Origin of the sequence: Enterobacter sp. ECC-249 (assembly GCF_043965265.1) — a bacterium.
Classification (GTDB): Bacteria; Pseudomonadota; Gammaproteobacteria; order Enterobacterales; family Enterobacteriaceae; genus Enterobacter; species Enterobacter quasiroggenkampii.
This window is the reverse complement of the sequence record NZ_CP143661.1, coordinates 35,078-48,245: the sequence shown is the minus strand read 5'-3', so window position 1 is coordinate 48,245 and position 13,168 is coordinate 35,078. Positions and strand designations below refer to the sequence as shown.

The following is a 13,168-nucleotide window of genomic DNA, read 5'->3' as shown; positions in this document are numbered from 1 at the left end:
TCCTATTCCCCTTTAAATGCAGCGATGGCTTCTACGAGTGATGTTTGCGGTGAATCCATCATGACAACCTTCGAGCCCAGATGTTGCCATGCTGCTTTAACAGCATCCTCGATCAGTGGCGCACCGCCACCAACAATATAAACGCGGTTAACGTCCCTAAACCCAGCCAAGTCATCGACAACCTGGGCACCCAGTGTAGCGATCGCGCTATCGATGGTATCCAACACCAGTGCCGTCTTGCTTTCGTCGTTGATAACCTGCCGGACGAAGTCAGCGTTTGTACGCTGTTTGATAAGTTCATCGGCGACCATAGCACTCGTGTTGCTGGAAGCCATTTTTAACGCCGTGAGTGCAGCGTTCGTTACCAGCGATACGCCGATATCAGAATTTCCGTGTATCGCGCTGACAGAGTCGAACTGGCCAACGATAACGCCAACGTCGAGAGTTGTACCTCCGAGGTCAATCACCAGAGACTTTTCGAACTGCCCTACATTGTCTTTCACCAGACGTTCAAATACGGCAGGCAAGGATTCTGGCATGACTTCGACGTGCTCGATGGTAAACACCTCGCCTTTGTTCAACTTGACTGGACGCATCAGGTTGTCGATTTTCCTCTGAATATTCAGCTCATTCTTCTGACAATCCCTTGTGTAGAACTCACTGATAGGCAAAGTAACAGTCAGTGAGACAGGCTGAGGTTTCAGCCCGCTGTTCAGAAGTGCATGGTGAACCGCCAGAACGTTTACATCGGTATATTGATACTCAATATGAGTAGTAAGAATGGATTCATTGCTGACTTCGTCATAGGTGTATTTTTTACCTTCAAGCTCATAGTTGAAGGTCTGACGTACGCCCATACCTTCCACCTTCCAACCCTGACGAAAAGAGTTAGATGACAATGACTTATAAAGTTTCTTATTGTGGAGCCATGCAAGTTTTACAGTTGTAGAACCATCATCACAATACACTTTCATCCTGAACCCCTTAATACTCAAATTGAGAAAAATGATTGAACTTAAGTGCCTAAGCACTCAGATTGAGTATTAAATCATAAGTATGAAATATTAAAACACAAGTAATATTTATGATTTATTAAAAAATAAATCATATCTCACACTTCATACTTCATATTTTTGATTACAGTTGTTGACTATAACTACGTATGTGACAAAATAAATCATACTTCACACATCATATTTATGAGGCAGAAATGATTACTGTCGTAGGTGGAAACAAAGGCGGTTCAGGTAAAACTACAACGGCATCAAACTTAGCAATAGCTCTAGCCCATGAGGGCCAAGACGTATGCCTGTTAAATGGAGACTTACAACGGACGGCCGCTAAGCACCATGCTGAGCGTGAAGCATCGGGGATAGAGCCAACTTTCACGCTCATCGAAAAATTCGATAATCTGACACAAACCCTTCGAGCATTAGACGAAAAGTATGATCATGTAATCGTGGATGTGGCAGGCAGAAACTCAAGAGAGTTCATTACTAGTGGAGTAGTCGCACATCAGATCATTGCACCATTACAATGCTCACAGCCCGACCTTGATACATTGACGGAACTTGCTCAGCAGATTGAAGCTATGCGTGATCTCAACCCTGAACTGAAGGTCTATTGCTTACAAAGCATGGCCACAACAAACCCAGTGCTAAGAGGAAATGAGCGGAAGGAGTTTCTGGAATACCTTGAAGAGTTTCCAACTATTGAAACGCTGCAAACAGTAATCTGTTTCCGCAAGGTCTATCGAGATTGCATGAGCAATGGAACGGGTGTCGTAGAAACGAATAATGAAGCGGCTAAAGCAGAAATTATGCAGCTAATGAAAGAGGTATTCGCATAATGGTTAAAAAGCCGAGCCAGCAAGCGACAAGCAGAACAGGTGTCACAGCAGAACAAGCTGAAGCCCTCGCGCAGCGCCTTGCCGATAAACCCTACGGAGCACCAGAAAAACCGGAACCTGAAAAACAGTGCCGCACGACAATCTCATTAGGGGAGTCTATGTTAGTGAAGGTCGAAGATATAGCACTGCGGAACAAGCGTAACGGGAAAGATCCTAAAAACGTCAGTGCAATAGTCAGAGAAGCCCTTGAACTTTACTTTCAGAAAACTGGCGAGTAAGAACGATATTACATCATAAGTATGATGTGTGAAGTATGACTTAGGCCGCATTAGCGGCCTTTCCAATATCATGCAGGTCCTCATAGCTTACAGAGAAGTTAAATGGTTCCTTTAAGTAATGACACAGCTTCAGTCTCCGGCATCTGGAACTGCACGCGGTGACGCGCCGCCACATCCAGCGCAAACACTTTCGTGTACACCTCCGTCGAGCTGATGCTCTTATGCCCCATTAAACTCTGAAGCACCTTGAGAGGAATACCGGCATACAGCATGTGCATGGCATAGCTGTGGCGGAATGTGTGCGGTGTCACCGGCACGGAGAACGTCACCCCGTCAGCCGCTGCTGCTTCAACCGCTTCGCTGAGCCAGGTGCGGACCGTCCGGTCGGTAATTTCCCAGATGCGCGCCTTCTCGGTTCTGCCGCTTCGCTTGTTACGTCGTTCAAGAGGTATTTTCAGCGTGGCCACCATCATTTCCAGCTGGCTGACATAGCTCGCATCGGAAAGCGGTACCAGCCGGTGAGCCTGACTGCCGGCGGGTGCCCGGCCTGCCGTTCTGGCGGCTTTTTCAGTCCTTTGTTTGAGTGTGGCCAGCTGCACGAAAGGGTAGGGTGGCACCAGGGAAAAATCACTCCGGGTCAGCGCCAGCGCCTCGTTAATACGGGCGCCGGTGTTCCAGAGGGTGGCCAGCAGCATCTTGCGGTGCAGATCAGGCACATAGTGGAGCAGGGCGCTCACTTCCGGCGCCAGCAGATATTTCGGCAGTTCGTCCTGAACGAGGGCCATCTGGCGCAGGGCCAGTGCGGCAGGGTAGTCGATGGCCACCGGCAGCTGCGCGGCCGAAAATGAGACACCCTGGCCGGGTATTGCCGGCATCATTGCTTGTTGTCCCTGCCGGACAGGTATTGCTCTGTAAGTCGTGCCAGTGCTTTCTGCGCGTAATCTTCGCCCGGGAGCAGACTGATTTCACCCCGGCGTTCCATCCCGGCGCCGATGGCGCTCAGCGTCGTCATCACCGGCAGCAGCCGGCGCAGCTGCTGGGCATGTCCGCACGCTGTACGGATACGATCGGCAAACGCATCCTCATCGCGGGAATATGTCCCGGGCGCAGGACGTTCCCTGCCGTCCTTTTCAGACTGCAATTGCTGACACAGTTTCAGCAGGGAAATAATGTCATTGGCGGCTTCGTTTGCGCATGGTCCGTTCATATATCTTGGTATCACCCTAATTTCCTTACAAATCATAGTCAGGAACCTCACGAGCTTGTCGTGCTCTGGACTTTCGTTGTTTTCGCCACTCAGCCCATAAGACGTTCTGTACTGACCAGGGGCTGTTATTATCAAGGTGTGATGAAGGCATGGCATTAAGTCGCCTCAGTCGCCTGGCCAGTATCATGGCACGCAGACCCAGACGTGAATACTGATAACGGCGTTCTTTAAAGGTCATCTGCCAGTCGGGAGGATTATCATAGTCACTGACAATACTGATATAACGGCTGGCTTCTGGGATCAGCACTGACAGTTCACGAATACGGTAAAGAATCCTGCTGGGTAGTACCCGCCAGTCACCGTCAATATCCTCTGTTGAGAATGGCTCAGCGCTAATACCAGTACGTGTGTACCCTTTATCATCTTCAAACCCTTCATCATTAACCACCTCCGCGCATCCCTGGGCAAATCGTTCGAGGCGAAATACCAGCTGAGTGGAAATAAAATAAAGCTCAGATTCTCGCTTTGTCGCTGCTGCTTCCTTCTCCCGCTGGGTTATCAGCCGCTGCCCGTACCACACACCACCGAATGCAGCACCTGCAGATGAAACCGCCGTAATGATCTGCGGCCACAGGCTGGCGCTGTCCTTCACCACCTTCACGCCTTCGGTCGCGATAAACCAGTCAGCCATATTTGCTCCCTTACTGAAAAATCCCGCCGGTCATACTGACGCAGCGTCTTCACGGAACGGCTCAAAGGCCAGCAGGGCGTCAGCCCTGGAGGCCAGCTCGGTACAGTCCCCGCGCTGCGGGTCGATCTCTTCATCTATGGCCTCGTTATACCGCATGCGCAGCCGCCATCCCGTCACGGGAGGTGCGTTCTGTATGGCCAGCACCATCCCTTCCGGCGACAGCAGTTCGCGGAGGGTGTAGCAGGCGCCGATCCGGGTCGAGTCCCGCAGCCACATCACGGGGTACTCGCTGACCAGCTGGTCATACACGCATTCCGGCGTATGGAAGTAATTCCCGTCCGCCCTGCATAAATCACACATAATCCTTCCTTAACTGAGAATTCCGCCTGCAAGCCTTGTGAAGCCATCACCAGAACAGTAAACCATTCGTTTTAAAAATCTTATCGATGAGGCAGGCTTTCCACGGCGGACAGCTGTGTTCATACTGCGGCAGATGGTAATCACCGGTGAGCACCCAGAAATCAGGCTGGCCTGATTGTTCTGCCACCATTCTGCCGTTTCGTTTGAGAATTTTTGGAGATCGCCATTCCTGACGCCGGCGGGCTGTCTCGACTGGGCAGTCCTCATTAAGGCCAGAGTAAAGCCACAGCTCTTGATGGCCATATACATCCTCAAGCTCCCGGACCACATCGTAAAATGATCTAAATGTTGGTTTCCCCATACCTCGCCTCAAAAATAGTATCTGGTTCAATAGTCACTCAGAGTAATGATGACGCGAAGGATAATCACCTGTGCAGTCACTCACCTGAATATTCCCCTGCTTATTTTTCCTGTCGTGAATATCACCAGAATAATAATAAGCAGCCATATAACCACTCCATTAAATTACCGGATGGCCGTTCCGGTCAGATCCGATTTTCTGGCTATCCGCAACTTACCGGAAGTGTAACACGGTCAGAGAATAAGCGAAGCGCTCTTTTCGGCCCCTTCTTATCGGGTACAGGTGAGGGGAGATAACACAATATATAGAAGAAAAAGCAGCTGACGGAGTGGCATATCTTGTATTTTCGTGCCGCTGCGCGCCGGGGCGTTTCCGTAAGATCCGGAACAACCTTTTTTCGGATCTCAGGAGTGGAAGAGAACGATTATTGCAGAATAAGCACAAAAAACAGTGAATTGTTGTTATGAGTAGATTATTGCTATAAGTATCGCAATTTGAATTAATTATTAACAACAAAGCAATTTAACAGCGACCCCATCCGGGGTCACCTTAATTTTGCTCAGCGATGTTCAAACCGGGCCACCAGTGGACCAGTGATTTCCATCTCCATTTCCCAGAGCGTTGTCATCACGCCTTCAAGTGGATTGTCACTACTGCTGTAGAAGGTGTTAAAAAGGGTTCCATCCGGGTACCTGAACAGCCTGAGTTCACCGAAGGATTCCGCGCTGACCATAACCGAAAATTCCTGTTCGGAATTGAGGACAAGGTAAATAAGACAGTTATTGATCCTGAAGGGCAGAGTGCGGCTACCTCTGGCTGAAACATCAACCTGTATGCTAAACGCGTCATGCCTTTCCGGCTGATAAACCAGTTCCCTCAGTTCTTCGCTAAAGCGGGAACCATAGCTCACCAGTATGTAATACTGCTGATCGGCGGACCGTTGCGCGACTTTCATTAACAGTGTTTCGAGGTTTTTGACCTTCATCGTTAATTTAGCCTGTGATTGCCACAGTAAATTATGCAGTCTGTGGTAAATATTTGTCCTAACATCTGATACAGACGGAAAATCTCCGTAGAAATTACTATTAAGTTCTCTGGCAACATAATCTTTGGGAACACTCACAGGAATGTATCTCACCAGCCAGTTGCGATCGCATTCTGAATTTTGAGAAAAAGTGAAGTAGTTAAGCAGAGTATCTTCAGACAATACCCCAGGAAGTTCTTTTGTCAGACGAGTGTCGGTATTCCTGAGACGTTCAAGATCTACTTCGGCAGCAACGATATCTGCCACTTTGCTGCGACTGAAGACCTCAATGTATTTATCCAGAACGTCATTAAAGAAAACCACGTTCGTTGCATAATCCGCGTCTGAAATGATATAGCCTTCATAAGGGACTGAAGGATCACGTTTCAGCCGTTCAAGAACAGAAATTATTCTCACTTTACTGAAATAGGAAAACAACCCTCCCGCAAGGGCGTCATTAGCACGCTGCGTAACCTGCTCAGCAGGTCTGGCGAGCTTTATAGCCAGCAAGGAAAATGCTCCGTAGAGGCTCCCTAAATCCTCATGTACTCCTGTATACGTACGCCCCGGAATGTAAGGCCTTTCATTATATGAGTTCATAACCTCAATGGTTTCTGATAGCCCGCTGTACCAGTTTGTATTCGCATGAAGATTACAGTGCTCAATTCTCAGTATCATATCAATGATATCGACAGAACGTCTGAACGCAGGTGTCAGCGTATCATGAGTGTCTCTTTCTTCATATAATTCAGACGTAATGATATGGTTAACAAGATCAGCTAAATCTATCTTTTCTTGGGGTTCAAAATGCGCAATGAGATAACCTGCCATTAACAGGCGTAAATCAGACAAGGCATTTGCAAACATAATGGATAAGGCCGCATCTTTTTTATATGGACGCCCCCTGAGTAACATTGCCCACTGCGAGTCTGTTTCATCCAGAGACAGATAATCCGGAGTCAGGAAGAAACTGTGCCAGTGGTACTCTTCCTCCCAGTGCCGTGGAAACCGGCTCTGGTTAAACCAGAGACAGAGAACGTCGTGAGCATATCGTACGGAAGAAGCATTATCTGCAACCACTGACGGAATAAGCAGCCTGGCGGTGTTATGCAGATGATACATCAGGCGCCCAGTAGAATCTTCGCTCCCTGGTTTGCCAATGATCGAGCTCATACTCCAGCCCTCCCACAGGCCAATAAAATGGCGTACAAGTTCTTGATGAGTTTGCTCCTGGCTGGCCGAGAGGGTGACACCCTGTCCTGCTTTCCACTCGTTTAACACATGCCATACTCTGAAAAGCGAGAGTAAAAATTGTCTGAAATCGGTAAAATGAGTGCTCTGTGTTTTTCTGTACACATGCAATGGAATGGCCATCGATTCACGGAAATATTCGCCTGAATATTCCGTTGATTTTACGGATTCACGAAAAAACTTTCTCAATTCATAATGGAATGAATCGCTGAAAGTATGGCTAAAACCTGATTCTTTTACTTCATCCAGATAATTTTTATCAACCCCGTAGTTATAACTTCTTTTGATAGAGGTATAGGTATCTGTTAATCGTTCAATCCCTGTTCTGAAGACGCTAATATTTTTATCGTTAAGCGCATCGTAAGCCTCACCAAAGAAATCAAAAGTAATATCATCCAGATCCCTTTTGTTCTTAGGGCGCCCTGTTACAATACAACGGCTAAATAACCACCGCCACAATCCTGAAACAGGCTTGACATTTCTCGATGACAATAAAGTTAGTTCACCAGAACGAACACCAAAGGAGGGCAAAATGATAATTTCCGCATCCTGCCCATCTACCGCCTCTAGCCTTCTTAGCAGAAATAAAAGTGGCCTTATATAAATATCTATAACAACATCACCTTTACTGATATTAGATTTGACATGAAGCATGTCGTCTTTCTCTGAGATTGAGTAAGGCAGTATTTTAATATTACCGAGGTAATCCTCACCTATATTTACCCCCGGATATCGGAGCCAAGCAAGAATATATGCTTTTTGAATATAGTCATCCACTATCTGAGACAAAAAAAACTTATTCATTAGTCGATCGCGCTTGCTCTCATCCAGGACATTCAGACTCGAGACGAAGAACCAGATAGACAGAGTAATATTGAAAAGCATCCACACAAAAGCTGTTACGGCGAAAGAAGTATTAAGATATCCGTCACCTATAGATAACGTCATACCGCCCAACACGATAAATGCAGCCAGTAAAAGACCACTCAGGCCCGCAAACATATATCCGGAATGAAGTTGATACGCGGACTGAATATGGATCCTTGCTGATTTCTTTTGAAACAAAACACTTATAAGCCCCACAACCAGCGGAAAAACAATACCGATTATAGTCAACTGGCTACCCAGTAAATTAGACATCCAGTCTGAAAGCTTGGTAATGCCCTTAAAATGCTGCACAGCGAAAGGTTGCAATACAGGGCGAAAATATTCGACCACGCCAACAGCCCCGAAGGCTGCGGACCATAGAATTAGCATAGCCCGGACGTAATGGGTGGAGCAGGAAACAAGTATTCTCTCCACCGGGTTCCAGCGTAGTTTTTTGTAATCCCGGTTCGACTTCAGGCTCCGTCGGAGTTCAGCTCTCACCTGCCATGAGAGACTTTTTAGAAGTTTTCCAAACATAGATATTCTGCGTGTTCCATAAGAAATTTTATGAATAATAAGCGGTAGTGACCTTTTTTTCTCTGGAAAATGTCACCCGATGCCCTTCGTGCAAAGTTCGTCTCCCTGTTATCCGATTTAGCCAGAAACCGGATCTGCGCGGCGGGAAACACGCAAAGGATATGATAATTGAATCACTCACATAAAATCATACTAAGTGTGATATTTATCATTATTCATGAAATCACTTCTGATATGATATTAACTTAATATCAAATGAATCATACGTGATATGATTTTATCGCAATCTGTTACTCATTATTCCAGGAGCGCAGCATGTCCAGTACCGGGCCGACACTGAATCTCACCTATGACGAATTGCTTGACGAAATCAAAAGCATCCTTCGCGTGCTCAGCCGGCACAGCAGTTCTTCCCGGGATGACTCTTCCACCACGGCTGCCTTTGACAGGGGGAGTTGCAGCGGCGCCATTGCGCTCTGGTATTCACTGGCATTATCAATGAGGGCGCCGGGGCGCGACTGTGAGGAGGATCGCAGACAGCTTCGGCTTCTGGCCGGACTGATCCTCGAAAACCAGGAGCCGCCTGCCGATGGCCGCTGAGAAACACCGCCGCCCATCGCCGCTACAGCGGCGGGTGCTGATTGTGCTGGCCGCCCTCGGTGCGAAACGTCCGGGACCGGTGGCCACGCGGGATATTGAGCGGGTGCTGGAGCAGGGCGGGGACGCCCCGGTGTACGGGCCGAATCTCCGCGCCTCCTGCCGGCGCATGGAAGCTGCGGGCTGGCTGCGCACCCTGCGAGCCCCGAACCTGCAGCTGGCCGTCGAGCTGACGGACGCCGGCCGTGCGCTGGCCGCCCCGCTTCTCGCTGACGAACAGGCGCGCGTCCTGGCGGAGCAGCGCGCGACAACGGTCCGGGTTCTGCCCCTGATCCCGCCCGGCCAGGCAGACGAGGCTCACGACCGGCCGGTGGAGCTGGACGGCATCTGGCACCTGGCGTGCCGGGGCGACTACGTCATCCGCCTCGACGGGACCACCTGTCTCCAGCTGTGGAACACGGCCGGGCAGGTGACGCGTATGACGGGCGATCCCCTTCAGGTGGCGCAGTGGCTCCAGGCCTGCCACGGGGCGGGTATTGCGGTCCGGATGCAGATCAATGAGAGCACCACGCCGGAGGCGGGCACGCTGATCGGTACCGAGCCGGAAGACCTGACCGGCACCTGGTACCGCCAGCTGGACGTCGCGCTTCAGGCACAGGGGATCACCGGTCTGACTGAGGATATTCGCCTTGCCGTGGTGAGCCCTGAGGAAGCCCTCCGGTCGCTGCCGGCACCGGCGCGGCTGCTGCACGTTCTGCGCGAAAGCCCGGAGGCGTTCCCGCTCACGGCTGCCGGGTATGAAGAAGATTCCGGCGCCGCTCTGGACACCCTGCTGGCCAGGGCCGGATTCACGTCGGGACAGGCACAGGAGCTGCGGCTGCACCGCATCCGCTGGGCTCAGATGAGTCAGGAAGACGCTGACCGGCGCGAACTGAACAGCCTGCTGGATGAGCTGGAACGGCGACAGCTGTACTGCAACCGCGAACAACTGACGGAGATTGTGTTTTCGCCGGTCCGTAAACCCGGCGAGCGCTGGACTGACCGTCTGCAGTGGCTCCTGATGACGGACGGATTCGGGTTCCGGAGTCCGCTCTCCCGTGACGCAGGCTCCAGGGCGCTGACGATCCTGGCCGGTTACACGGGGCAGGAGGTGGCGGACCATCTGGCCACGGTTATCGTCTGGAACGATGACAGCGCGGGGATGCCGTCATGAGCACAGGCAACGTCAATCTCATCGTCACCTGCACGCGCCGCAAAACCATAACAGCCGGTCAAACCGTCTTTCCATATGAACACGACGCCGGAAATGCTTATGAAGTCTGGCTGGAAAGGCTGGCCAGGGCGCGGAACGACGGCGCTGCCATAACAGCAGGTGAACTGTATACGGGCCAGCACTGGAGCAGGGCTGCTGCGGCTGCAAAACGTACCGGCGCAGAGCTGTGGGTGATTTCAGCGGGTCTGGGGCTGCTGCACGTATCAGACCCGGTGGTCCCTTATGAGGCAACGTTCTCCTCGATGCCGTTTAGTCACAGCAGACTATGGGAAAGCCTGACAGCTTGCCCGCCTGCTGAACGACGGTATGCTTCCCTGAGGACGCTGATGCAGTCGAGGCCTGACGATCGGTTTGTGGTGGCCGCCTCTCCGGTGTACCTGCGTGCCGTCGATTCAGATCTGTATGCAGGAAGGGAGGCGCTCTGTACCCCGGAACAGCTTGTTGTGGTGACGTCAAAAGGTTACCAGGGAATCCTGAAGGGCAGCGTCATTTATATCAGTGCAGACATGATAAATGCGCTCAACACGAATATGACTGGCCTCAATATCAGCTATGCCACTCAGTTACTTGTTAACGACGTATGTAAATAAGCATCCAGGCAAGACGTAAGACAAACACTCACGACTTATTTTTGGTATACGTAGCTGAGAAACGATATCATAAGATATCAGGGAAATATTGCGTGCTCTGCTTCCCGATAGACTGACCACAATCTTAATAACCATAAATATGTAAATGTAAGGTGCCATTATAAAATGGATTTAGTTTTAGATAATCATACTAAAAGCTATGCAGTACAAAATTACCGGCAAGACATAGACGGTCTCCGCGCTGCCGCTGTCCTGCTTGTTATATTATTCCATGCAGGATTATCGTACTTCCCTTCGGGCTTTATTGGTGTTGATATATTTTTCACCATATCAGGATTCCTGATTACCGGAAAAGTCATCAGTGAAATTGAAAGAGGAACATTCTCACTAACTAATTTTATAAAAGGCAGATTATGGCGATTGCAGCCTGCACTGCTGGTGACAATTCTCGGCGCCATCATTGTAGCGACATACTGCTACATTCCTGACGATTACACCGCATTCGCAAAAAGTGCCAAATACACCACTCTTTTCTTATCAAACCAGTATTTTGATAAGCTTAGTGCAGCATACGCATCTCCTGACTCTGATTACTTCCTGCTTTTGCATACATGGTCTTTAGCAATTGAATGGCAGTGGTATTTTTTCTTTGCGCTTTTCGCGACCATTTTGACACTGCTTGTCAGTAAATTTAAAAGAAAATTTGCGTATAAACCGTTCCTTTATGGCTGGTTGTTACTTACCTTAACTGCAACAATAATTGTTATTCTTATCAGCCTGTACTCGTCCAGTCAGCATTACTACTCATTAAATATGCGCGCTTTTGAGTTTCTGATTGGTGGAAGCGTAGCTTTATTAAAGGACAGAATTCAGATAACCAACAGATGGATAACTAATCCTCTGGCAGTAGTAGCTATCGCTGTACTTATCTGTACTTCAGGTTTAAGCATACCAGTTGAGGCATATCCAAATAGCTGGACACTGCTTGTTTGCCTTGCCTCAGCAATATTACTGATAAACCAGAACACATTCGTAAATCGAACTTTACAATTAGCACCGATAAACTACACAGGTAAAATTTCTTATTCTCTGTACCTCTGGCACTGGCCCATATTTGCAGCGTTCAATTATCTTGAGATCACTCTGTCCGGCAAGACACTGTGCATTGCGCTGGTGATAACTGCAGGACTGGCAGTGCTTACCTATCACGGTATTGAAGAGCGCTTCCGCCGGGTTAAGCTGTCATTTGCAAAGAGTATGATCCTGCTTGTATTGCTCCCCCTTACGGTCTGCACGGGCCTTTACACATTAACCGTGAAAACGAATGGTTTGCCACAGCGCTTCAGCGATGAATACAATCACTCGTTACAGCTGTTGAATTCCGCTTCCGAGAATGCCGCATCGAGGGATGGCTGCCTTAGTGGAAGCCAGGACCTTACGGACTGTCAGTTCGGCGACCATGAAGGTTCGAAGAAAGCCTTTCTGATTGGCGATTCAAATGCTAACCATTTCTGGGGTTTTTATGATGTCTTGGCTAAGAATGCTGGCATAAAAATGTACTCCCTCACCACGTCTTCGTGCCTGGCATTACCGGGAATTTATCAGTATGACTGGTGGAAATATAAAGGCGTCAAATATGAAGAATGTCATGATAACGCTGAGAAATATTATGATAATATAAAATCAAATCACTATGACTATGTTATTTTAGGGCATGTGTGGTCAAATTATTTTTCTGCCCAGTTAATCACTAAAGATGAGGATGAGCGAAGTGAGGCACTCTCAGCCAGTCGATACGAAATGGCGTTACGTACAGCCATACGTACTATCATAGATTCTGGTTCAAAGCCAATAATCATGTTCACCATTGCGAACATGCCACGCAACTATCAAAACTGTATAAATCAGCATGTTATTCATCGACGCCCATTTGACATCAATGAATGTGATATGCAAAACCCGGCAAATACCAACGGGGAAAAAGTCACGCAACTGATGAGTAAAATGAAGGCTGAGTTCCCAACGCTGACCTTTATTGATCCTAAATCAATACAGTGCATTAGTGGTAAATGCATTACAAATATTGATGGCGTAACTGTCTATCGTGACGTGGGACATCTTACCGACTATGCTTCCTATAAATTCGGTCAGCTGTACCTAAATGAATTTGGTAATCCATTAAAGTGAATATGGTGTACTTATAATATCTGATGGTAACTTAAAGGGCACATTGTGCCCTTTTTAACGCACCAGTCCTTCTCTATAAGACACATCCACTATTCA

Annotated in this window: 13 protein-coding genes; 6 read left to right on the top strand and 7 right to left on the bottom strand. The window is 48.7% G+C overall.

Going from position 1 to position 13,168, the window contains the following annotated elements:
- Positions 1–2: 2 nt before the first annotated feature.
- The gene (parM, locus tag V1587_RS21865; RefSeq protein WP_022650035.1) at positions 3–974 is read right to left on the bottom strand and encodes a plasmid segregation protein ParM domain-containing protein; all 972 of its coding nucleotides are present in this window, start codon (positions 972–974) and stop codon (positions 3–5) included.
- A 236-nt stretch (positions 975–1,210) separates the two neighbouring features.
- On the opposite strand from parM, the gene V1587_RS21860 reads away from it, so the two are divergent.
- Both V1587_RS21860 and V1587_RS21855 read left to right on the top strand, forming a co-directional pair.
- Positions 1,211–1,849 (top strand): AAA family ATPase, encoded by a 639-nt coding sequence (locus V1587_RS21860; protein ID WP_022650036.1) that lies wholly within the window; start codon positions 1,211–1,213, stop codon positions 1,847–1,849.
- Entirely contained in the window at positions 1,849–2,127 is a 279-nt protein-coding gene (locus tag V1587_RS21855) for a hypothetical protein (protein ID WP_022650037.1), read from the top strand. Before V1587_RS21860 ends, V1587_RS21855 begins: the two co-directional genes overlap by 1 nt.
- Positions 2,128–2,225: 98 nt before the next feature.
- On the opposite strand, the gene V1587_RS21850 is transcribed toward V1587_RS21855, so the two are convergent.
- The 6 genes from V1587_RS21850 to V1587_RS21825 form a co-directional block, all read right to left on the bottom strand.
- The gene (locus V1587_RS21850) at positions 2,226–3,005 is read right to left on the bottom strand and encodes a site-specific integrase (protein WP_022650038.1); all 780 of its coding nucleotides are present in this window, start codon (positions 3,003–3,005) and stop codon (positions 2,226–2,228) included.
- Complete coding sequence (locus tag V1587_RS21845; RefSeq protein ID WP_032623564.1) at positions 3,002–3,334, bottom strand: hypothetical protein; 333 nt, start codon at positions 3,332–3,334, stop codon at positions 3,002–3,004. The genes V1587_RS21850 and V1587_RS21845 overlap by 4 nt, the downstream gene beginning before the upstream one ends.
- Before the next feature lie 25 nt (positions 3,335–3,359).
- Positions 3,360–4,025 carry a hypothetical protein gene (locus V1587_RS21840; RefSeq protein ID WP_022650040.1) on the bottom strand — a complete coding sequence of 222 codons (666 nt, stop codon included), beginning with the start codon at positions 4,023–4,025 and terminating at the stop codon, positions 3,360–3,362.
- A gap of 30 nt (positions 4,026–4,055) precedes the next feature.
- Positions 4,056–4,385 (bottom strand): hypothetical protein, encoded by a 330-nt coding sequence (locus V1587_RS21835; RefSeq protein ID WP_022650041.1) that lies wholly within the window; start codon positions 4,383–4,385, stop codon positions 4,056–4,058.
- Between the two features lie 46 nt (positions 4,386–4,431).
- Complete coding sequence (locus V1587_RS21830) at positions 4,432–4,746, bottom strand: hypothetical protein (RefSeq protein ID WP_022650042.1); 315 nt, start codon at positions 4,744–4,746, stop codon at positions 4,432–4,434.
- Between the two features lie 559 nt (positions 4,747–5,305).
- Positions 5,306–8,425 carry a hypothetical protein gene (locus tag V1587_RS21825; protein ID WP_012477567.1) on the bottom strand — a complete coding sequence of 1,040 codons (3,120 nt, stop codon included), beginning with the start codon at positions 8,423–8,425 and terminating at the stop codon, positions 5,306–5,308.
- Positions 8,426–8,740: 315 nt separating this feature from the next.
- On the opposite strand from V1587_RS21825, the gene V1587_RS21820 reads away from it, so the two are divergent.
- The 4 genes from V1587_RS21820 to V1587_RS21805 all read left to right on the top strand — a co-directional run bounded on the left by V1587_RS21820 (position 8,741) and on the right by V1587_RS21805 (position 13,072).
- Entirely contained in the window at positions 8,741–9,025 is a 285-nt protein-coding gene (locus V1587_RS21820; RefSeq protein ID WP_022650043.1) for a hypothetical protein, read from the top strand.
- A 475-nt stretch (positions 9,026–9,500) separates the two neighbouring features.
- Positions 9,501–10,235, top strand: a complete 735-nt coding sequence (locus tag V1587_RS21815; protein WP_229233309.1) for a hypothetical protein — start codon at positions 9,501–9,503, stop codon at positions 10,233–10,235.
- A complete protein-coding gene (locus V1587_RS21810) occupies positions 10,232–10,885 on the top strand; it encodes a DUF6884 domain-containing protein (protein WP_395314597.1) in 654 nt (217 codons plus the stop codon). The genes V1587_RS21815 and V1587_RS21810 overlap by 4 nt, the downstream gene beginning before the upstream one ends.
- A 165-nt stretch (positions 10,886–11,050) precedes the next feature.
- A complete protein-coding gene (locus V1587_RS21805; RefSeq protein ID WP_012477570.1) occupies positions 11,051–13,072 on the top strand; it encodes an acyltransferase family protein in 2,022 nt (673 codons plus the stop codon).
- The last annotated feature ends 96 nt before the right edge of the window (positions 13,073–13,168 follow it).

Coding starts and splice junctions, on each gene's coding strand:
- parM (WP_022650035.1), bottom strand. CDS start 974: ATGAAAGTGTATTGTGATGATGGTTCTACAACTGTAAAACTTGCATGG.
- V1587_RS21860 (WP_022650036.1), top strand. CDS start 1,211: ATGATTACTGTCGTAGGTGGAAACAAAGGCGGTTCAGGTAAAACTACA.
- V1587_RS21855 (WP_022650037.1), top strand. CDS start 1,849: ATGGTTAAAAAGCCGAGCCAGCAAGCGACAAGCAGAACAGGTGTCACA.
- V1587_RS21850 (WP_022650038.1), bottom strand. CDS start 3,005: ATGATGCCGGCAATACCCGGCCAGGGTGTCTCATTTTCGGCCGCGCAG.
- V1587_RS21845 (WP_032623564.1), bottom strand. CDS start 3,334: ATGAACGGACCATGCGCAAACGAAGCCGCCAATGACATTATTTCCCTG.
- V1587_RS21840 (WP_022650040.1), bottom strand. CDS start 4,025: ATGGCTGACTGGTTTATCGCGACCGAAGGCGTGAAGGTGGTGAAGGAC.
- V1587_RS21835 (WP_022650041.1), bottom strand. CDS start 4,385: ATGTGTGATTTATGCAGGGCGGACGGGAATTACTTCCATACGCCGGAA.
- V1587_RS21830 (WP_022650042.1), bottom strand. CDS start 4,746: ATGGGGAAACCAACATTTAGATCATTTTACGATGTGGTCCGGGAGCTT.
- V1587_RS21825 (WP_012477567.1), bottom strand. CDS start 8,425: ATGTTTGGAAAACTTCTAAAAAGTCTCTCATGGCAGGTGAGAGCTGAA.
- V1587_RS21820 (WP_022650043.1), top strand. CDS start 8,741: ATGTCCAGTACCGGGCCGACACTGAATCTCACCTATGACGAATTGCTT.
- V1587_RS21815 (WP_229233309.1), top strand. CDS start 9,501: ATGACGGGCGATCCCCTTCAGGTGGCGCAGTGGCTCCAGGCCTGCCAC.
- V1587_RS21810 (WP_395314597.1), top strand. CDS start 10,232: ATGAGCACAGGCAACGTCAATCTCATCGTCACCTGCACGCGCCGCAAA.
- V1587_RS21805 (WP_012477570.1), top strand. CDS start 11,051: ATGGATTTAGTTTTAGATAATCATACTAAAAGCTATGCAGTACAAAAT.